General features: G+C 70.6%; 17 protein-coding genes. 11 read left to right on the top strand and 6 right to left on the bottom strand.

Features of this window, described 5'->3' with window-relative positions; translation table 11 throughout:
* Nucleotides 1-23: 23 nt before the first annotated feature.
* Complete coding sequence (locus QSK32_RS25705) at nt 24-863, top strand: GNAT family N-acetyltransferase (protein WP_045741452.1); 840 nt, start codon at nt 24-26, stop codon at nt 861-863.
* A gap of 73 nt (nt 864-936) precedes the next feature.
* On the top strand, nt 937-2,919 hold the full coding sequence (locus tag QSK32_RS25700; RefSeq protein ID WP_285473382.1) for a hybrid sensor histidine kinase/response regulator: 1,983 nt from the start codon (nt 937-939) through the stop codon (nt 2,917-2,919).
* A 9-nt stretch (nt 2,920-2,928) separates the two neighbouring features.
* Here QSK32_RS25700 and QSK32_RS25695 read toward each other — a convergent pair whose 3' ends face one another.
* Entirely contained in the window at nt 2,929-3,900 is a 972-nt protein-coding gene (locus tag QSK32_RS25695) for an LLM class F420-dependent oxidoreductase (protein WP_285473411.1), read from the bottom strand.
* A 131-nt stretch (nt 3,901-4,031) separates the two neighbouring features.
* Between QSK32_RS25695 and QSK32_RS25690 the strand changes: the two genes are divergently transcribed.
* Genes QSK32_RS25690 through QSK32_RS25680 form a run of 3 tightly spaced genes read left to right on the top strand, consistent with a single transcriptional unit; the run spans nt 4,032 to nt 7,588 of the window.
* Nucleotides 4,032-4,841, top strand: coding sequence for an ATP-binding cassette domain-containing protein (locus QSK32_RS25690; RefSeq protein ID WP_285473381.1), 810 nt, complete (start codon nt 4,032-4,034; stop codon nt 4,839-4,841).
* Nucleotides 4,841-6,970, top strand: coding sequence for a YhgE/Pip domain-containing protein (locus QSK32_RS25685; RefSeq protein ID WP_045741455.1), 2,130 nt, complete (start codon nt 4,841-4,843; stop codon nt 6,968-6,970). The genes QSK32_RS25690 and QSK32_RS25685 overlap by 1 nt, the downstream gene beginning before the upstream one ends.
* Before the next feature lie 9 nt (nt 6,971-6,979).
* A complete protein-coding gene (locus QSK32_RS25680; protein ID WP_045741456.1) occupies nt 6,980-7,588 on the top strand; it encodes a TetR/AcrR family transcriptional regulator in 609 nt (202 codons plus the stop codon).
* A 1,254-nt stretch (nt 7,589-8,842) separates the two neighbouring features.
* Here the strand turns inward: QSK32_RS25680 and QSK32_RS25675 are convergent.
* The 5 genes from QSK32_RS25675 to QSK32_RS25655 form a co-directional block, all read right to left on the bottom strand.
* On the bottom strand, nt 8,843-9,898 hold the full coding sequence (locus tag QSK32_RS25675; protein WP_045741457.1) for an ABC transporter permease: 1,056 nt from the start codon (nt 9,896-9,898) through the stop codon (nt 8,843-8,845).
* Nucleotides 9,895-10,827, bottom strand: a complete 933-nt coding sequence (locus QSK32_RS25670; RefSeq protein ID WP_045741458.1) for an ABC transporter ATP-binding protein — start codon at nt 10,825-10,827, stop codon at nt 9,895-9,897. The genes QSK32_RS25675 and QSK32_RS25670 overlap by 4 nt, the downstream gene beginning before the upstream one ends.
* A 50-nt stretch (nt 10,828-10,877) precedes the next feature.
* Complete coding sequence (locus tag QSK32_RS25665) at nt 10,878-11,591, bottom strand: response regulator (RefSeq protein WP_285473380.1); 714 nt, start codon at nt 11,589-11,591, stop codon at nt 10,878-10,880.
* The gene (locus tag QSK32_RS25660; RefSeq protein ID WP_285473379.1) at nt 11,588-12,844 is read right to left on the bottom strand and encodes a sensor histidine kinase; all 1,257 of its coding nucleotides are present in this window, start codon (nt 12,842-12,844) and stop codon (nt 11,588-11,590) included. Before QSK32_RS25660 ends, QSK32_RS25665 begins: the two co-directional genes overlap by 4 nt.
* A gap of 98 nt (nt 12,845-12,942) precedes the next feature.
* Nucleotides 12,943-13,338 (bottom strand): MerR family transcriptional regulator, encoded by a 396-nt coding sequence (locus QSK32_RS25655; RefSeq protein WP_425394627.1) that lies wholly within the window; start codon nt 13,336-13,338, stop codon nt 12,943-12,945.
* 577 nt (nt 13,339-13,915) lie between these two features.
* Between QSK32_RS25655 and QSK32_RS25650 the strand changes: the two genes are divergently transcribed.
* From QSK32_RS25650 to QSK32_RS25625, 6 genes are all read left to right on the top strand, one after another.
* Complete coding sequence (locus tag QSK32_RS25650) at nt 13,916-15,412, top strand: amino acid permease (protein WP_045741462.1); 1,497 nt, start codon at nt 13,916-13,918, stop codon at nt 15,410-15,412.
* A 12-nt stretch (nt 15,413-15,424) separates the two neighbouring features.
* Complete coding sequence (locus QSK32_RS25645) at nt 15,425-16,771, top strand: glutamine synthetase family protein (protein WP_045741463.1); 1,347 nt, start codon at nt 15,425-15,427, stop codon at nt 16,769-16,771.
* Between the two features lie 12 nt (nt 16,772-16,783).
* A complete protein-coding gene (locus QSK32_RS25640) occupies nt 16,784-18,145 on the top strand; it encodes an aldehyde dehydrogenase family protein (RefSeq protein ID WP_285473378.1) in 1,362 nt (453 codons plus the stop codon).
* Between the two features lie 2 nt (nt 18,146-18,147).
* A complete protein-coding gene (locus QSK32_RS25635) occupies nt 18,148-18,912 on the top strand; it encodes a 3-oxoacyl-ACP reductase (RefSeq protein ID WP_045741464.1) in 765 nt (254 codons plus the stop codon).
* 169 nt (nt 18,913-19,081) lie between these two features.
* The gene (locus tag QSK32_RS25630; protein WP_285473377.1) at nt 19,082-19,801 is read left to right on the top strand and encodes a gamma-glutamyl-gamma-aminobutyrate hydrolase family protein; all 720 of its coding nucleotides are present in this window, start codon (nt 19,082-19,084) and stop codon (nt 19,799-19,801) included.
* A complete protein-coding gene (locus QSK32_RS25625) occupies nt 19,786-20,523 on the top strand; it encodes a gamma-glutamyl-gamma-aminobutyrate hydrolase family protein (protein ID WP_045741466.1) in 738 nt (245 codons plus the stop codon). Before QSK32_RS25630 ends, QSK32_RS25625 begins: the two co-directional genes overlap by 16 nt.
* Nucleotides 20,524-20,566: the final 43 nt, after the last annotated feature.

Genomic DNA, 20,566 nt, shown 5'->3' with positions numbered 1-20,566 from the left:
CGGAATCTGGCAATGTGGTACCTGTGTTGACGGTGCCCATTCGCCAGCTCGGTGAGCCCGAGCGCGCGGCGGTCGAGCGGATTCTGGACGCCGACCCCTATGCGGGCGCGCAGATCTCCGAGAGAGTCGCCGCCCACGGCCTGAACTGGTGGCGGTCCGACGGCCGGATCTACGGTTTCGAACAGGGCCGCCGGATCGAGTCGATCATCTGGTCCGGGGCGCACCTGGTCCCGGTCGGCGCCACCCCCGCCGCCACCGCGGCCTTCGCCGACCTCCTCGGCGCCGAACCCCGGGTCTGCTCCTCGATCATCGGCCGGTCCGAGGCGGTCCTCGACCTGTGGAACCGCCTCGGCGGCCACTGGGGACCGGCCCGCGACGTCCGCCCCCACCAGCCGCTGCTGGTCACCGACCGGGACGCCCCGGTGCGGGCCGACCCGGGCGTACGGCTGGTCCGGTCGAACGAGATCGACCAACTCTTCCCGGCGGCCGTGGCGATGTACACCGAAGAGGTCGGCGTCTCCCCACTGCAGGACGACGGCGGCCGCGGCTACAAACGCCGGATGGCCGAGCTCGTCAAACAGAAACGGGCCTACGCCCGGTTCGACGGCGACCAGGTGGTGTTCAAGGCCGAACTGGCGATCATCACCCGGCGGACCACGCAGGTGCAGGGCGTCTGGGTACACCCCGATCACCGGGGCAGCGGACTCGGCACGGCGGCGATGGCCGCCGTCGTGGCGGACGCGCTGCGCCGGGTCGCGCCGACGGTCAGCCTCTACGTGAACGACTACAACGCGCCGGCCCGCCGGGTCTACGCCCGGTGCGGCTTCGTGTCCGCGGGATCCTTCGCCACGGTTCTGTTCTGAGCCGGCCACGGCCCGTCCGGTCGCGTTCGGCGAGCGGCTGAGAAGCGCGGACGGCCGACCTAGGCTGGAGAAGGTGAGCGCACCGTCCGACGCCGTGGTGATCGGCCTCCTCGAAGCGGCTCCGGACGCGATCATCGGCGTCGACCGGGACGGCCGGATCACCGTCGTCAACGCGCAGACCGTTCGCATGTTCGGCTACGAACGGCACGAGCTGATCGGCGAGCCGATCGAGATGCTGGTGCCGCACCGCTTCCGGCCGCGGCACCCGGCCCACCGGCGTGACTACCTGATCGACCCGCAGCCACGGGCGATGGGGGCCGGCGTACCCCTGGCCGCGCTGCGCAAGGACGGCAGCGAGTTCCCCGCCGAGATCAGCCTGTCGGCGCTGGTCTCCGAGGACATGGTGGTCGCGGCGGTCCGGGACGTCAGCGACCGGATCCGGCGGGAGGCGAAGTTCCAGGGTCTGCTGGAGGCCGCCCCGGACGCCATCGTCGGCGTCGCCGGGGACGGCCGGATCACCCTGGTCAACGCGCAGGCAGAACGGCTGTTCGGCTATCCGCGCAGCGAACTCCTCGGCCTGCCGATCGAGACGCTGGTGCCGGATTCGGCGCGCACCCGGCACCCCGGCCACCGGCACCGGTACTTCGCCGACCCGGAACCCCGGCCGATGGGCTCCGGCAGCCAGCTCAGCGGGCGGCGGAGGGACGGCAGCGAGTTCCCGGCCGAGATCAGCCTGTCCGCGCTGGAGACCGAGGACGGACTGATCGTGTCCGCGGCGATCCGCGACGTCTCGGAACGGATCGAGGCGGCCGCCGAACGCCAGCGGATGGAAGCCGAACACCAGCGCCTCGCGGCGGTCGCCGAACGGGAACGCCTGGAGGCGCAACTGCACCAGGCACAGCGACTGGAGAGCCTGGGCCAGCTGGCCGGCGGGGTGGCACACGACTTCAACAACCTGCTCGCGGTGATGCTGAACTACACCACGCTGGTCGCCGACCTGCTTGAGGAGGCGGCCGCGGACGACCCGGGCGGCTCCTGGTCGCAGGCGGCCGGCGACCTGCAACAGGTGCTCCGGGCCGGGCAGCGGGCGACCGAACTGACCCATCAGCTGCTGGCCTTCGGCCGCCGCGAGGTGGTCCGACCCCGGGTCCTCGACCTCAACGTCGTCATCCGCGAGGTGGAACAGCTCCTGTTGCGTACGCTCGGCGAACACATCCGGCTGCACGCCGAACTGGACCCGGGCCTGCGTCCGGTACTGGCCGACCCCGGGCAGATCGAACAGGTGCTGCTGAACCTGGCTGTCAACGCGCGGGACGCGATGCCGGGCGGCGGGACGCTCACCGTGCACACCGGCAACCACGTGGTGGGCCAGGGCGGCGACCAGTCGATGCGCCCGGCCGCCCCACCCGGCCGGTACGTGCGGCTGCGCGTCGCGGACACCGGCGTCGGCATCCCCGCCGACGTGCTGGAACGCGTCTTCGAACCGTTCTTCACCACGAAACCGGCGGGCGAGGGCACCGGTCTGGGCCTGGCCACCGTCTACGGCATCGTCACGCAGGCCGGCGGGTACGCGAACCTGCACTCCACGGTCGGCGCCGGCACCACGTTCGTCGCGTTGCTGCCGGTGACCCACGAGGTGGCCGCGGCGACCGCCCAGCCGTCCGCGCCGCAGCAGCTGAAACGGGGCGGCGAGACGATCCTGGTGGTGGAGGACGAGGCCGCCCTGCGCGCGGTCACCGAACGGATCCTGACCCGTAACGGCTATCAGGTACTGACCGCGAGCAGCGGGCCCGAGGCGATCAAGGCGGTCGAGGACCGGCATCTGCACATCGACCTGCTGCTGACCGATGTGATCATGCCGCACATGCACGGTCAGCAGCTGGCCGAGGAGATCCGCCGGGTCCGGCCGGAGTTGCCGGTGGTCTTCATGTCCGGGTACGCCCAGCCGTTCATCACCGGCGAGGGCACTCTCGAACCGCACACCATCCTGATCACCAAGCCGTTCAGTCAGCCGGAGTTGCTGGATCGTCTGCGGGACGCGTTGGACGGGATCTGAGGCCCGTTCTCACGTCGTCGTGGGACCGAGCTCGGTGATCAGCTCCAGCAGGGCGGGCAGGCCGCCGCGGTCCAGCTCCGGCGTCGGGGTCAGCGCCATGATCGGCACGGTCACACCGGCGTCCGCGTAGGCGCGCACCCGGTCGCGGCACTGCTCCGGCGAACCGTGCACGATCAGCTCGTCGACGAGCGCGTCCGGGATCGCGGCGAGCGCACCCTTGCGGTCGCCGGCCGCCCACGCCTGCCACATCGGGGTGAGCGCCTCCCCGCGGCCGAGCCAGCGGTGGAACGCCGCGTAGGCCGGGACGGTCAGATAGGACGTGATCAGGCGTCGGCCCACGGTGCGTGCCCAGGCGGCGTCCTCGGTCGGGATCAGGAAGATCCGGGTGGCCACCTCGAAGCCCGGCCCGGCCTCCTTGGTCTCGGCGAGCGCGGTGGGCACGTCGGACGCGGCCAGCCAGTTCAGGATCACGCCGTCGGCCTCGGCCGCGGCCAGCCGGAGCATGCCGGGGCGCAGCGCGGCGAGCATGAGCCGCGGCGGGACGGCCGGCGGGCGTTCCAGCCGGAACCGCTTGACCGTGAACGTCGCGAAAGCCTCGTCGACCTGCTCACCGGCGAGCGCGGCGCGCAGAAGGCGCAGCATGTCGCGGCTGCGGTCGAGCGGGCGATCGAAATCGGTCGCGTTCCAGTCGCCGACGACGACCGGTGAGGACGCGCCGATGCCGAGTTGGAAACGGCCGGGCGCGGTCTCGGCGAGGGCGGCGGCGGTCATCGCGAGCAGGCCCGGTCCGCGGGTGAAGACCGGGGCGATGGCGGTGCCCAGGCTCAGCCGGGGTTCCCAGGCGGCGGCCAGGGTGAGAGGGGTGAACCCGTCGGTGCCGTTCACCTCCGCGGACCACACGTCGGTGAAACCCGCGTCGGCCAGGGCCGTGTAGACGGCGGCGTGATCGGCGAGCGGAACGCCACTGAGCGGCACGGTCATGCCCCATCGCATCGACATGTCCCCGATCCTGCCGGTACGCCGGGCGTGATGTCCACCACCTCGGCAGGGCCGGACGACCTTTCGTGGGTATGTTTCTGCACTGACCAGTCAGTCTAAAAAGGGGGACCGCCATGTCGGTGCTCACCGCGACCGGTGCCGGCGTGCGACACCACCGCCGCTGGCTCCTGCGGGACCTGACCCTGACGGTCCAGCCCGGCCAGACCGTCGCGATCATCGGCCCACCGGGCAGCGGGCGCACCACCGCGCTACTCGCCCTGGCGAGACGGCTGCGGCTCAACGCCGGCACGATCCAGCTGACGGGTACGGCGGAACTCGGTCATGTTCCCGGCGTGACAGAGCCGGAACCCGTGCTGACGGTCCTCGAACACGTCCAGGAACGACTGGCGCTGCTCGGCCGGCCGGGCCTGCGCGGGCTCCTCACCGGGGCCGGCGCGGACGCCGCCGGGGTGCCACTGCACGGGCTCGACCCGGCGATGCGGGGACGGGACCTGTCGCCGTACCAGCGCCAGGTGCTCGGCGTGGTGCTGGCGAGACTGAGCCGGCCGTCGATGCTGGCCCTCGACGGGGTGGACGCGGGACTCGACGCGGCGGAACGGGACGACCTGTGGCGGCTGCTCGGCACGGTCACGGCCGGTGGGGTGGCGGTACTGGTGACGGCCCGGGAACTGGAGCCGGGACGGGCGGACGCGACGGTCACGCTCGACGATCCGCGTCTCGGGGAGCCGGGCCGGGCGGTCGTCGAATGGTCCGGCCCGGAGTCCGCATCCGGAACGGATCCGACGGACGTTCTGACAGATCTGCGAGCGGGTCAAGACCTGGGGCAGGCCGAGACGGTCGAGTTGCTGGTCACTGCCGGCCGCGTACAAGAAAAAACAGACACCGAGGGTGACGCCCCCACATCGAAGGACGAGGCACAGTGATGGGCGCATTGTCGCTTGCCGGCTGGGAACTGCGGCGCTTCCTGCGCGGGAAGCTGACCGCCGCGGCGCTCGCGGTGCTGGCAGTGGTGCCGTTGTTGTACGGGGCGCTGTACCTGTACGCGTTCTGGGACCCCTACGGCCGTCTCGATCACATCCCGGCGGCGCTGGTGATGCAGGACCAGCCGGCCGAGACCGAGGACGGCGAAACGGTGCACGCCGGGCAGGACCTGGCCGACGAACTGATCGACCGCGAGATCTTCGACTGGCACGTGGTGGATGCGGCGGACGCCTCGGCGGGGCTGACCGACGGCACCTACCAGATCGAGCTGAGCATCCCGGCGGACTTCTCGTCCCGGCTGGCCGGAGCACCGACCGCCGGGCAGAAGGCGCAGACCGCGCAGCTCGACGCGGTCAGCGACGACGCGACGAACTACCTCTCCGGGGTCTTCGCCCGGACCGCCTTCGACGAGGTCCGCGCGGCCGCGGCAGCCAGCGCGTCGGCGAAGTACTACGACAAGATGCTGATCGGATTCACCGACCTGCGGACCGAGACCGAGAAGGCGGCCGACGGCGCGGACCAGCTGCACGACGGCGCCGACCAGGCGGAGGACGGCGCGGACACACTGGCCGGTGGCCTGGACTCGGCGCACACCGGAGCCGGGCAGCTCGCCACCGGACTGAACCGGGCCGGCACCGGCGCGGACGCCCTGGCAGACGGGCTGGAACAACTCGACGAGGGCGCGGCGCAGCTGGCGACGGGCACCGCGCAAGCCGCACGCGGCGGCCGGAAACTGGCCGACACGGTGGACGCGGCAGCCGACCGGATCGAACCGGTACTGCGGAACAACGCGGAGACCATCGCGGACGCGGCGGACCAGGTCGCCACCGGCGCGGCCACGCTCGCCGACAACATCGGGGCGGTCACGGACGCCGCGGACAAGACGGTGACCGACGCGCGGAAACTGCGGGACTACCTGGACGGACTGCCGGACGACACCCCCGGGATCGCCGCGGCACGGCAACTGGCGGACCGGCTGCTCACCGACGCGACGGCCATCCGCGACCGGATCGACGCCGCCGACCTGACGTCGCTGCGCACCGACCTGCAGGCCGTCGCCCGGAACGCACGGAAGATCGCCGACGCGGCCCCGCACCTGGCCGACGACGTGGCGGCCGCCCGCACCTCCGTCGACGACCTCGCCGACGGGCTGGACAGCATCGCCACCGGTGCCGCCGAGCTGAAATCGGGCACGGCCGAGGCGGTAACCGGCGCGACCTCGCTGAAGAACGGCATCTACCGGCTGTCGAGCGGCGCCCGGGAACTGAACGGTGGACTGTCCGAACTCTCCACCGGCGGGCACCGACTGGCCTCCGGCCTGACCGACCTGACCGGCGGCGCGGGACGACTCGCCGACGGACTCGCCGACGGGGCCGCGCAGATCCCCTCCTACGACGACTCCTCGGACCGCGCCGGAGTGCTCGCCGACCCGGTGGCCCTCAACCGGCAGGTCCGCAACCCGGCCGGCACCTACGGCGTGGGGTTCGCGCCCTACTTCCTGGCCCTCGCGCTCTGGGTCGGCGCAATGATCAACTACATGCTGCTGCGGCCGATCAACCGCCGCTACCTGATGGCCGGACACCCGCTGCGGGTCGCCCTGGCCGGACTGCTTCCCGGCGTGGTGATGGGGGCCGTCCAGGCGACACTGCTCTACGCGGTGGTGCACCTCGGACTGGGACTCGACCCGGTCCACCCGTGGGCGACCTGGGCGCTGATGGTCGGCACCGGCACCGTGTTCGCCGCGGTGATGCAACTGCTGGGGGCACTACTCGGACCGGCCGGCCGCGTCGCCGCCCTCGTCCTGCTGATGCTCCAGCTGACGTCGTCCGGCGGCACCTACCCGGTCCAGACCACGCCGTGGATCTTCCAGGCGGTCCACCCGCTCCTGCCCATGACGTACGTGGTGGAAGCGTTACGCCACGCGGTCGACGGTGGTCCCGTGACGACGATCGTGCACGCGGCCGTGGTCCTGGCCGGGTTCGGGGCGGGCGCGTTCACGCTGACGGTCGCCACCGCGGGCCGCAAACGGCGGATGCGTACCGCGGACCTCCACCCCGAGCTGGTCCTTTAGGGTTCTGTCGTGGCTTCTTCCGCGGGCTCCCCCTCCGACGGCCGCTCCCGGCGGCGGCGGGACACACGTCAGAGGTTGTACGAGGCGGCCGTGGAACTGATCGCCGAACAGGGCTTCTCGGCGACCACGGTGGACGACATCGCGCTGCGGGCCAAGGTGGCGAAAGGAACGGTCTACTACAACTTCACCTCGAAGACGGAGCTGTTCGAAGAGCTGCTCCGGCACGGGGTCGGCCTGCTGACGGCCTCGTTCCGCGACGCGGTCGAAGGGTTGCCGCCGCGGGAGGCGGTGCGGGCGTTGGTGCGGGCCCAGTTGGAGTACATCCAGAAATATCGGTCTTTTGCGCAATTATTGTTGTCGGAGATGTGGCGCACCAACCGGGAGTGGCAGCAGACCCTGATCCTCCTGCGCTCCGAAGCGATCGAGGTGATCGCCTCCACCGTCCGGGCCGGCGTCGAGTCCGGCGAACTCCCCGCCGACCTGGACGTGCAGGTGGCGTCGTCGGCGCTGTTCGGCGTCGGCCTGGTGGTGGCCGTCGACTGGCTGGTCTTCCAGCCCGACCGCCCCATCGAGGACGTCGAGGAGTCCTTGCTGGCCATAGTCCGCCGAGTAGCCTGACCGGTCTCCCTCACTGGCGGCCGCTTTCGACTCACGCCTCCGCACCGCGGCATCGGACTCTTCCTCGCAGCCGCAGCCGCAGCCGCAGCCGCAGCCGCCGGCCGAGTCGTTCCGGCCGTCGTCCACGGTCCGTCTACAGGCCCAGTTCGACCGTGGGCGACGGCCGGGCGACCCCGAGCCGTTGTTGGCGGCTGTTTTCCGTCCGCCGAGCAGCCGTGGGCGACGGCTTGGAAGGCTCGGCTGTAGGTCACGGTTGGTTCCGCCGGTCTGCGTCGACCGTGTGCGGCGGCTGGCGACACGGCAACGGGCACGTCCACGTGAGTCGTAGGCGGGCCGTTGTGTGTCGTCGGCCGTGCATGGCCTTCGCCGTTCCTGGCATCGGCGTTACGCAGGTCGGTTGTCGCGTTTTGCGAGTTGGCAGCCGTGGGTGACGGCCGGGCGACCCCGAGCCGTTGTTGGCGGCTGTTTTCCGTCCGCCGAGCAGCCGTGGGCGACGGCTGGGCGGGCTCGGCCGTGGGGCACGGTCCGTTTTCGTGCTGGAGTCGACCGTGGGCGACGGCTGGGCGGGCTCGGCCGTGGGGCACGGTCCGTTTTCGTGCTGGAGTCGACCATCACCGACGGCTGGGCGACCTTCAGCCGTCGGTGATGGTTGTCTGCGTTGCGGGAGAGCCGTGGACAACGGCTGGGGTGACTGACGTGCCACTCGGGCTGTGTTGACCTTGGGGGGAGTGCTGGGGCTAAGGAGGTGCGGGCCTACAGACGTGCGGGCCTACAGACGTGCGGGCCTACGGACGTACGGGCCTGCGGGCCTGCGGAGTGGAAGGTCTGACGGCGGCCCGACGAGAGGGTGAGTGACTGGGCTGGCAAGAGGCCGGCCGACGAGCGGCCAGGTGGACGAACGAGCGTTCGTGTAGACGGGCGACCTGGTGGACGAGCGGGCGGCGGCGGAGAGCGGCCGGGGAGCGAACGGCTGTGACCAGGCGAGTGGACATCTGGCGGCGTGCGACCGGGTGGGTGGACGCGCGACCGGGCGAGTGGACGCGCGACCGGGTGGGTGGACGTGTTGCGGCGTGCGACCGGATGGGTGGACGTACGACCGGGTGGGTGGATGTGCGGCGGCCTGCGACCGGGTGGGTGGACGTGCGGCGAGTGGGCGGGCGCTGTGGCGGCGAGCGGGCGGGAGCGGGGGAGTGCGGGCGGGGAGCTGGCCGGCAAGGGTGGCTCCCCGCCGTTGCGGGTGACGGGAGGAACGGGTCAGGTGTTGCGCCAGGCTGTGGCGAGGGACGTGCGGCCGTTGGTGCGGAGCAGGGAGTTCTGGTAGATGCGGGCCCCGACCGCCAACGTTGCCGCAGCCGTCAGCAGGAGCAGCAGCAAGGCGATCACCGGTTCCCACGGGGCTGCCTCGCCGGTGAAGAGGCGGATCGGCATGGCCACCGGGGCGGAGAACGGGATGTAGGAGAGGACGGTCATCGCGGCCTCGTTCGACTGGACGCTCAGGACCACGAAGAACGGGATCATGATGAGCATCTGGACCGGGGTCGAGGTGCCGTTCACGTCCTCCTGGCGGGCGGCCAGGGCGCCCACCGCGGCCCAGAGTGCGGCCAGCGCGACGAAGCCGACCAGGAAGAACGGCAGGAACCAGCCGACGGCGGGGATCACGGCGCTGATCAGGGTGGTGTCCACGCCTGCGGTGCGCATGCCGATGACGGCGGCCGCCAGGAGCAGGGCCAGCTGGCCGAACGCCAGCAGGGTCATCGCGGCGACCTTGCCGATCAGCAGGGCACGGACGGGGACGCTGGAGACCAGGATCTCGACGACGCGGGTCTGCTTCTCCTCGGTGACGCTCATCGCGATCTGCACGCCGAACAGCAGCGTCGTCATGAAGAACAGGAACGAGATCGCGAACGGGACGATGAAACGGGCGACCGGGTCGACGTCGTCCGGGTCGAGTAGTTGCACCGGGGGTGCGGTGCTCAGGGCGCCGACCACGTCGCCGGGGGTCTCGTCGAGGGCCAGGACGCGCGGGCCGTCGACCACGGCGGCGTCCACGTCGCCGGAGCGGACCAGCTGTTCGGCGGTGGCCTCGTCGGGGACGGTGCGGACGTCCAGGCCGGCCTGCTCGAGGACGGCGGCGGTCGGTGCGCCGACCACGGCGACCCGGGTGGCTCCGCCGTCGAACAAACTCGGCAGGACGGTGCCGCCGACGGCGAACAGGAGCAGGAACACCGTACTGAAGAGGAAGGTCTTGTCCCTGATCTTGACCTTGATCTCGCGGGCCATGACCAGTCGGGTGGCGGCGAACGTGGTCACTGGATCACCTCTCGGAAGATCTCGGCCAGCGTGGGGCGGACCGGGGTGAAGGCACGGACCGGGCCGCGGGTGAGGGCGGCGCTCAGCACCTGCTGGTCGTCGACGCCGGTGGCCAGGTCGAAGACGGCATGCCGGCCGTCCAGGTCGACCAGGGTCACGCCGGGCTGGTCACGCAACCAGCCCGCGTCGCCGTCCACCTCGATCCGGAAACGCGGCAGGGTGTACGCCTCGCGAAGCGCCGCCCGTGCCCCGGCGGCCCGGATCGTCCCGTCCGCGATGATCACCAGGTCGTCGCAGAGGCGTTCGACCAGGTCGAGCTGGTGGCTGGAGAAGAGGACCGCGGCGCCGGCCGCGGCACGTTCGCGCAGGACGGCGAGGACGGTGTCGACCGCGATCGGGTCGAGGCCGGAGAACGGCTCGTCGAGGACCAGCAGCTCGGGGTCGTGCACGAGGGCGGCGGCGATCTGCGCCCGCTGCTGGTTGCCCAGGGAGAGGCGCTCGACGTGGTCGTCGGCGCGGGCCGCCAGGTCGAGGCGTTCGAGCAGCGTGCCGGTGTTGCGCCGGGCGTCGGCGGCGCTCATGCCGTGCAGCCGGCCCAGGTAGATCACCTGTTCGGCGACGGACATCTTGGGGTAGAGGCCGCGCTCCTCGGGCATGTATCCGAAACGCTGCCGGACCGGCCGGGTCAGCGGTGCGCCTCGCCAGGTGACCGCTCCGGCGTCGGCGTCGAGGACCCCGAGGATGATCCGCATCGTGGTGGTCTTGCCGGCGCCGTTCGCGCCGACGAAACCGGTGAGCCGGCCGGACTGCACGGTGAAGGTCACGTCCTTGAGGACCTGACGGTCGCCGAACGATCGGTCCAGAGCCTCGACATTCAAAGCCGTGGCCTCATCCAGAGACGGGGCTTCGACATTCAGGACCGTAGTCATGGGCCCAACGCTAGTTTTCCTCGGACTCCGTGTCGTCCGGCTCGGGGATGTCATCCCTGAGTAGGACGCACCACCCCCAGCTCGTACGCGAGAACGACGGCCTGTGTCCGGTCCCGTGCCCCGAGCTTGGTCAGTACCCGGCTGACGTGTGTCTTGACGGTCGTCTCGCCGAGGTGCAACGCCGTGGCGATCTCCGCGTTGCTGGCGCCCCCGGCCAGCGCGACCAGCACCTCGTGCTCGCGCGGGGTCAGGTCGCCGAGGCGAGCGTCCGAGCTCAGGTCGCCCGGGCGAGTGCCGGGGTTCGGGTCGCCCAGGCGGCCGGTCGGTTCGGGAGCACGTGGCCGCGGCGTGGTGAACTCCGCGATCACCCGCCGGGTCACCGACGGGGCGAGCAGCGCGTCTCCGGCGGCGATCACGCGTACCGCCTCGGTCAGGGCCTCCGGGGTGCCGTTCTTCAGCAGGAATCCGCTGGCCCCGGCCCGTAGCGCCGCGAACAGATAGTCGTCGCGGTCGAACGTGGTGAGGATCAGCACCGACGGCCCGTCCGCGGCGGTGATCCGGCGGGTGGCCTCCAGCCCGTCCAGGACCGGCATCTCCACGTCCATCAGGACCACGTCGGGTCGCAGGTCGAGGGCGAGTTCGACGGCCCGCAGACCGTCGGACGCCTCACCGACCACGGTGATGTCGTCCTCCATCTCGAGGATGACCCGGAATCCGGAGCGGACCAGCTGGTGGTCGTCGGCGAGGAGGACGGTGACGGTCACTGCCGGCCGGCCAGGGGGAGGCGGGCCCGGACCCGGAAGCCCGGTTCCCGGGTACGCGGACCGTATTCCAGGGCGCCGTCGTGCACAGCGACACGTTCCCGCATGCCGATCAGTCCCATGCCACCGGTGCCGGCGGGTGCGGCCCGGCCGTCGTCGGCCACGTCCAGTTCGATCTCGTCGCGGAGGTAGCGGATCCGGATGTCCAGTGCGGTGGCTCCGGCGTGCTTCAACGTGTTGGTCACGGCTTCCTGGACGATGCGGTAGGCGGCCTGGGACAGCGAATCCGGCAGCGGCGCCGCGTCACCATAGATTCCGAAGTCGACGGTCAAGCCGGATTCGCGAGCGCGGTCGACGATCTCCGGCACCCGGTCGATGCCGGCCGACGGCCCGGGTGTGGCTCCGGCCGACGACCGCAACGCCCCCAGCATCCTGCGCAACTCGTCCACCGCGGTCCGCGCCCCCTCTTCGACGGCCGCCAGCGCGGTCCGTGCCTTCGGTGAGGACGGATCCCTCTCCAGGGCGCGGCGCGCCGCCGACGCCTGGATCCCCATCGCCGACACGTGATGGGCGACCACGTCGTGCAGTTCCCGGGCGATGCGTACCCGTTCGTCCACCGCGGCACGCTCGGCCACCAGTTCCTGCGCGGCCCGCAAGGCGGAGGCCTGCTCCTCGATCCGGTGCCGGTGCCGGGCGTTGGTCCACACCGCGTCGCCCATCAGGTGGACGAAGGCGAAGTAGGCGATGTTGAGGATGAACGTGTTGAGGATGAGCGACCACACCGCGGGCAGTTCGCCGGACGACCGTTCGATGGTGATGTCACCGAACGAGATCACGAACGAGACGACCAGGTAGGCGAACATCACCGCGATGATGCCGGCGCGGACCACGCGTACCCGGGAACGGTCCTGACCCCACGCACCCAGCGTGTAGATGGCCGCGAACAGCACCCCCGAGGTGATCTGCTGCTCCTGCGCGCCGCGCCACTGCGCGCCGAGGTAGGCGGCCGAGACGACCACCGCGACGATCTCCGGCTGACTCCGCCGCCAGGCCAGCGGCAGGACCGTGGCGAGCACCCAGGCGAGTTGTTCGGGCAGCCCGGGCACGCCGTCGTGGCCGAGGATGCCGGCGCTGCGGGCCAGGAACAGGTTGAGGACGGCGGCTGCGGTGACGGCGAGGGCGATCCCGGCGTCGGCGCGCCGCTGCCGGGCGGTCGGGCCGGGACGCCGCCACTGTCCGGCGTGCGGGGCTGCCATCCGGTGACGATGTCATGCGTGGTCTGCGGAGGCCATCCCGGGAGAGGTGACGATGTCATGTGTGGTCTGCGGAGGCCATCCCGGGAGAGGTGACGATGTCACGCGTGGTCGGTGGCGGCCATCCCGGGCGTGACGCCGGGTGGCGTACGTCGCGTCTGGGTGGGGATGCGGGCGTCCTCGCCGGGGCCGAGCCGGCCGCCGAGTTCGCGGATGTGCCGGTGCGCCGCGGCGAGCCGGTCCTCCAGGGTGACGATCCGGCAGGCGGCGGCGAGCAGGAAACCCTCGTCGAGCAGCACCCGGACCCGGGCGGCGAGGTCGAGTTGGTGACGGGAGTAGCGGCGGTGGCCGCCGTGTGAGCGTTCCGGCTCGATCAGGCCGGTCCCGTCGAGGCTGCGCAGGAAGGCCGGGGTGACGCCGATCATCGCGGCGGCGCGGCCCATGGTGAATGCGGGAAGGTCGGGGTCCGGCTTCGCGGGCATGATCCCCTTACTCACAACATGATCCAGGGCCCCGGCGGGTAACCGGGGCCCTGGCTTTTCAATTCTTGTGCCGAGCAATCTCGGCGCATGTGGTCGACAGGCTGCGTGCCGCTAGCAGTCGACCTGAGTGATGGGCATCGGCTGCGATCACCTCTCGTCGGGCCGGGGACGTGTTTGCGCGTTGCTGCGGTATCTCGTCCTCCTATCCAACTCAGCGTCTTGTGCCATTTGCTGTGTCGGTCGTTGCCGCCCGACACACCAAAGGTATGCCCACCGGAAGCAGATTTCTAGACTCGCCGCTGTAGATTTTTTAGGCTAAAAGTCAGACTGACCTGCGGAAACAGTTTCGGTGATCTATGGGGGAGCGGCGGCGTGGAGCGGGCGCTTGCCAGGAGAGAGGTGACCGCGCCCCACGCCGCCGCCACGGGTGGAGATCAGCGGCCTTCCGAGGTGCCGCGTGAATCCAGGCTCGCACCGGCGGGTGGACGCGGCAATGCAATTAACGCCGCTCATTGACGCCCGTAACACGACGGGGAGATCATCACGGGATCTCGTGGCTCACGTCACACCCTTCGGGCAAGGGGGCAATCGGATGACCACTGACGAGGAACGACTCGCCCAACTCGGATACCAACAGGAGCTCCACCGCCGGCTCTCCGGCTTCTCCAACTTCGCCGTCTCCTTCTCGATCATCTCCATCCTGGCCGGTGCGATCACGTCGTACGGCATCGCGATGACCGCCGGCGGACCGATCGCCATCACCCTGGGCTGGCTCTTCGTCGGCGTCATGGTGACCTTCGTGGCCCTGGCCATGGCGGAGGTCTGCTCGGCGTACCCGACGGCCGGCGCGCTCTACTGGTGGGCCGCCGCCCTGGCCAAACGCAACAAGGCCGCGTGGGCCTGGTTCGTCGGCTGGTTCAACTTCCTCGGCGAGGTCGCCGTCACCGCCGCGATCGACTTCGGCGCGGCGATCACCACCTCGGCCTTCCTCAGCCTGGCCTTCGACATGGAGGTGACCACCGGGCGGACCTTCCTGATCTTCCTGCTGATCATCGGCGTGCACGGCCTGCTCAACACGTTCGGCGTCAACCTGGTGCGATTGCTCTCCGACGTGAGCGCCTGGTGGCACCTCATCGGTGTCGCGATCATCGTGGCGGTCCTCGCGATCGTCCCGGACCAGCACAAGCCGATCTCCGAGGTGTTCCTCGAGGTCCGCAACGAGACCGGCTTCACCTTCGCCGGAGCGGGCGTCTACGCGGTGCTGATCGGCCTGCTGATGGCGCAGTACACGTACACCGGCTACGACGCCTCCGCGCACGTGGCCGAGGAGACGCACGACGCCGCCCGGGCCGCACCCCGCGGCATCGTGATGTCCGTGGTGGTCTCGGTGATCGCCGGATTCGTGCTGCTCTTCGCGATCACATGGTCCATCCAGGACTACGACGCGGCCCGGACCAGCGACCTGGGCCTGCCGCCCGCGCAGATCTTCATCGACGCGGCCGGCCACGACCTCGGCACGTTCCTGCTGTTCATCTGCATGGTGGCGCAGTGGTTCTGCGGGATGGCGTCGGTGACGGCGAACTCCCGGATGTCCTACGCGTTCGCCCGCGACGACGCGATCCCCGGATCGAGGATCTGGAAGAAGGTCAACCCCCGCACGGGTACGCCGACCAACTCGATCTGGCTCTGTGTCAGCCTGTCCACCCTCCTCGTGCTGCCGTCGCTCTGGAACACCACGGCGTACCTGGCCGCCACCTCCATCGCGGTGATCGGCCTCTACATCGCGTACGTCGGACCGGTCCTGCTGCGCCGCCGTGACCCGGACTTCCAGCCCGGTCCGTGGAATCTGGGGCGGTGGAGTGCTCCGATCGGATGGATCGCGATCGGGTGGGTAGGAGTGATCTGCGTGCTGTTCGTGCTGCCGACGGCAGGGCCGATCACCGCGTCGAACTTCAACTACACGATCGTGGCGGTGGCCGTCGTGCTCGGCGCGGCCACCGTCTGGTGGTTCGCCGGTGCGCGGAAGTGGTTCACCGGGCCGAAGCAGAACCTGATCGAGAAGGCCGCCCACGGCGAGCCGACCGACTGATAGGACAGGCATATGGACCTCGAGGATCTGGATGTGGCCGTCGGCAACGGCAGCATCGACACCGTGCTGCTGGCCCTGACCGACATGCAGGGCCGGCTGCAGGGCAAACGGCTGCACGGGCGGTACTTCATGGACGAGGTGGTCTCCGGCGGCAGCGAGGGCTGCAACTATCTGCTCGCCGTGGACGTCGACATGAACACCGTGGACGGCTACGAGATGTCCTCGTGGTCCACCGGGTACGGCGATTTCGTCATGCGGCCGGACTTCGACACGCTGCGGCCGGTCCCGTGGCAGCCGGGCACCGCCCTGGTCCTCGCCGACCTCTTCGACACCGCCGGCGATCCGGTGCCGGCCTCGCCGCGGCAGATCCTGCGCCGCCAGCTGGACCGGCTGGCGGCGCACGGCCTGACCGCGTTCGCCGGGACCGAGCTGGAGTTCGTCCTCTACCGCGACACCTACGAGGAGGCGTTCACCAAGCGGTACCGCGATCTGACGCCGGCCAACCAGTACAACGTGGACTACTCCCTGCTCGGTACCGCCCGGGTCGAACCGCTGCTGCGCCGGATCCGCAACGACATGTTCGGCGCCGGGCTGGTCCCGGAGAGCGCCAAGGGCGAGTGCAACCTCGGCCAGCACGAGATCGCCTTCCGGTACGCCGACGCGCTCACCGCCGCCGACCACCACGTGATCTACAAGAACGGTGCCAAGGAGATCGCCGCCCAGGAGGGCATGGCGCTCACCTTCATGGCCAAGCCGAACGAGCGGGAGGGCAACTCCTGCCACATCCACTTCTCGTTGCGGGGCGAGGACGACCGGTCGGCGATGCTCGGCGACGGCCCGGCCCATCTGAGCGTGACCGGTCAGCGGGTGCTGGCCGGCCTGCTCGCCACGATGCGCGAGTTCAGTCTGCTGTTCGCGCCGAACATCAACTCGTACAAGCGGTACCAGCCCGGGTCGTTCGCGCCGACCGCGCTGCGCTGGGGCGTGGACAACCGGACCTGCTCGCTGCGGATCGCCGGTCACGGCGAGGGCATGCGGGTGGAGAACCGGGTGCCGGGCGGGGACGTCAACCCGTACCTGGCGATCGCGGCTCTGGTGGCGGGCGCGCTGCACGGGATCGAGAACGAGTTGTCGCTGGAGGACGAGTTCGCCGGGAACGCGTACCACGACGAGACCGCGGAACGGGTGCCCGGGACGCTGCGCGAGGCGGCCGGACTCTGGTCGGACAGCGGCGTGGCGGAGGCCGCGTTCGGGTCCGGCGTGGTCGCGCACTACGCGAACATGGCGCGGGTCGAGCTGGCCGCCTTCGACGCGGCTGTCACGGACTGGGAGTTGCGCCGCGGATTCGAGCGAATGTGATCTAGTGACGCCATGAACGTGACGGACGTCATCAATCCGGCGAACGGCGCGGTCTTCACGACCGTACCCTCGCTGGGTCTGGAAGAGACCGACGCGGCGATCGAGCGTGCGCGGACCGCTTTCGGTGAGTGGCGGCGGGTCGCGCCCGGGGATCGGGCGCGGCTTCTGCGCCGCTTCGCCGCGGTGGTGGAGGACCACTTCGAGGAGCTCGCCCTTCTGGAGGTACGCAACGCCGGCCACACGATCGGCAACGCGCGCTGGGAGGCGGGCAACGTCCGGGACGTCCTGAACTACTACGCGGGCGCCCCGGAACGGCTGTCCGGCCGGCAGATCCCGGTGCCCGGCGGTCTCGACGTGACCTTCCACGAGCCGCTCGGCGTGGTCGGGATCATCGTGCCGTGGAACTTCCCGATGCCGATCGCCGGCTGGGGATTCGTGCCGGCGCTGGCCGCGGGCAACACGGTCGTGCTGAAACCGGCCGAGCTGACGCCGCTGACCGCGATCCGGCTCGCCGAGCTGGCGCTGGAGGCGGGACTTCCGGAGAACGTGTTCCAGGTGCTGCCGGGCAAGGGGAGTGTGGTCGGTCAGCGGTTCGTTACGCATCCGGCGGTTCGCAAGGTGTGTTTCACCGGGTCCACGGCGGTCGGCAAGTCGATCATGGCGGGCTGCGCCGATCAGGTGAAGCGGGTGACGCTGGAACTGGGTGGCAAGAGCGCCAACATCGTCTTCGCGGACGCCGACCTCTCAGCGGCCGCGGCGGCGGCGCCGGGCGCGGTCTTCGACAACGCCGGCCAGGACTGTTGCGCGCGGTCGCGCCTGCTGGTCGAGGCCTCGGTCTTCGATAGATTTCTAGCGCTTTTCCAAGAAAATGTCGCAAAATTCCGGACATCTGATCCGTCCAGCGAAGAGTCGGATATGGGCCCGCTGATCTCGGCTGGCCAGCGTGCCACGGTCGCCGGCTACGTCGGTGGAGCCGACGTCGCGTTCCAGGGAACCGCACCCAGCGGCGACGGATTCTGGTTCCCGCCGACCGTCCTGCTGGCCCGCTCGGCCGACGACCCGCACTGGCGGGAGGAGATCTTCGGGCCGGTGGTCAGCGTCCTGCCGTTCCGGGACGAGGCCGAGGCGATCCGGCTGGCCAACGACACCGAGTACGGCCTCTCCGGCTCGATCTGGACCCGTGACGTGGGCCGTGCCCTGCGCGTCTCCCGGTCGGTCGAGACCGGCGCGCTCAGCGTCAACAGCAACTCGTCCGTCCGCTACTGGACACCGTTCGGTGGCATGAAGCAGTCCGGTCTCGGCCGTGAGCTGGGCCCGGACGCGTTGCTGTCGTTCACCGATGTCAAGAACGTGTTCATCTCGATGGGGGAGTGACAGTGGAGCGTCTGCAGGACCGGGTCGCCGTGATCACCGGCGCCGGCAGTGGGATCGGCCTGGCCACCGCGCGGCGGTTCGCCGCCGAGGGCGCCGAGGTCGTGTGCGTGGACATCTCGGCGGAGGCCGGCGAGGCGATCGCGCAGGAGGTCGGCGGCGAGTTCGTGGCCTGCGACGTCAGCGACGAGGAGCAGGTCAAGGCCCTCTTCGACGGGGTCGCCGAACGCCACGGCCGGGTGGACATCGCCTTCAACAACGCCGGCATCTCCCCGCCCGACGACGACTCGATCCTGGTCACCGGCATCGAGGCGTGGGAGCGGGTCCTCAAGGTCAACACGACGAGCGTCTTCTTCTGCTGCAAGTACGCCATCCCGCACATGCAGCGTCAGGGCAAGGGCTCGATCATCAACACCGCGTCGTTCGTGGCCCTGCTCGGGGCGGCCACCTCGCAGATCGCGTACACCGCCAGCAAGGGCGGCGTGCTGGCGATGACCCGGGAACTGGGTGTCCAGTTCGCCCGGGAGGGCATCCGGATCAACGCGCTCTGCCCCGGCCCGGTCGCCACCCCGCTGCTGCTCGAACTGTTCGCCAAGGACCCGGAACGGGCCGCCCGCCGGCTGGTGCACGTGCCGATGGGCCGGTTCGCCGAACCGGAGGAGATCGCGGCCGCGGTGGCGTTCCTGGCGAGTGACGACGCGTCGTTCATGACCGCCGCGCAGTTCGTCGTCGACGGCGGGATCACCGGGGCGTACGTGACGCCGCTCTGATGTTTCAAAGCCCACGGGCTGGGGCACGATTCCTCATACGCCCAGCTGGAACAGGGTGTAGGGGTCGAATCCCCGCCGGCCCGGGCCGATCCCCGTGCCGGTGGGACAGAAGGGCCCGTCACGCGGCGCCGGTCATCCGGCGCCGCGCGCCTGTGATTACGGTGGAGCGATGCGTCCGATCATCGGGATTACGACCTACGTGGTGTCCGCCTCCTGGGGCGTGTGGCACGACCTCCCCTCCACGCTCGTGCCGCACGACTACACCGAAGCGGTCCGGCTGGCCGGTGGCCGACCGGTCCTGCTGCCCCCGGACGACCTCGACGCGGACGTGCTGCGGGCCCTCGACGGCCTGGTGCTGGCCGGCGGACCCGACGTCGACCCGTCGCTGTACGGCGCCGCCCGCGGCCCGTTCACCGAGACCCGGCCGGACCGGGACGCCGGCGAGATGGCCCTGCTGCGCGCGGCCCTGGACCGGGACATGCCGGTCCTCGGCGTCTGCCGGGGCATGCAGCTGCTCACCGTCGCCGCCGGCGGCACGCTCCACCAGCACCTGCCCGACGTTCTCGGTCACGAGAAGCACCGGCCCGCCCCCGCGGTGTACGGCGAGCACGACGCGACCTTCGCCCCCGGCAGCCGGATCGCCGGACTGATGGGCGAGGACGTCACCATCAACTGTTTCCACCATCAGGGCGTCGCCGACCCCGGATCACTGACCGTCACCGGATGGGCTGAGGACGGCCTGCCCGAGACGGTGGAAGATCCGGGACGCCGGTTTGTTCTCGGCGTTCAGTGGCATCCCGAGGTGAGCCGCGATGTGCGCCTCTTCGGAGCCCTGGTCGCGGCGGCCGCCGGAGTCGAGGAGGAACCCGCCGCATGCGCAGACCGCTGATCGGCCTCACCGCGTACGCCCAGCAGGTGAAGTACGGCCACAACGACATGATGGCCGGCATGCTGCCGATGACCTACGTGAAGGCCGTGCACGCCACCGGCGGACGAGCTGTGCTGATCACCCCGGACGACCCGGGCACCGACGTGATCGAGTCGCTCGACGGCATCGTGTTCACCGGGGGCAACGACGTCGACCCGGCGCACTGGGACGAGCCCCGGCATCCGGAGACCGACCCCGACGAGACCCGTGACGAGGCCGAGTTGCCGCTGATGCGCGCCGCCCTCGCCGCCGGCCTGCCGATCCTCGGTGTCTGCCGGGGCATGCAGGTGATGGCGGTGGCCACCGGCGGCTCGCTGCACCAGCACGTGCCCGACCTGGTCGGCCACGAACGGCACCGCGCCTCGACAGGCACCGACCCGCTGGCCGCGAACGCGTCCGACTACGGCCGCCACGACGTGGTCGTCGAGGAGCGGACGGTCGCCCACGAGGTGTTCGGGCGCACCCTGACGGTGAACTCGTTCCACCACCAGGCGGTCGCCGAACCGGGTGAGTTCGTGCCGGTCGGCTGGTGCCCCGACGACCGGATCATCGAGATCATCGAGCATCCGGCGCACACTTTCGCGCTCGGCGTGCAGTGGCATCCGGAGAGGACCACCGACCTGCGATCGTTCGAAGCCCTGGCCCGGGCGGCGTCGCGGACCCGTGCGACCGCGTCCGCCTGACCGGGCGACCGTGCTCCGGCGGTGTTACGGTGCCACCGGATCG

Source organism: Actinoplanes sp. NBRC 101535 (assembly GCF_030269225.1).
Taxonomy (GTDB): Bacteria; Actinomycetota; Actinomycetes; order Mycobacteriales; family Micromonosporaceae; genus Actinoplanes; species Actinoplanes rectilineatus.
The sequence above is the reverse complement of the archived record's forward strand: the minus strand, read 5'-3'. Positions and strand labels throughout refer to the sequence as shown.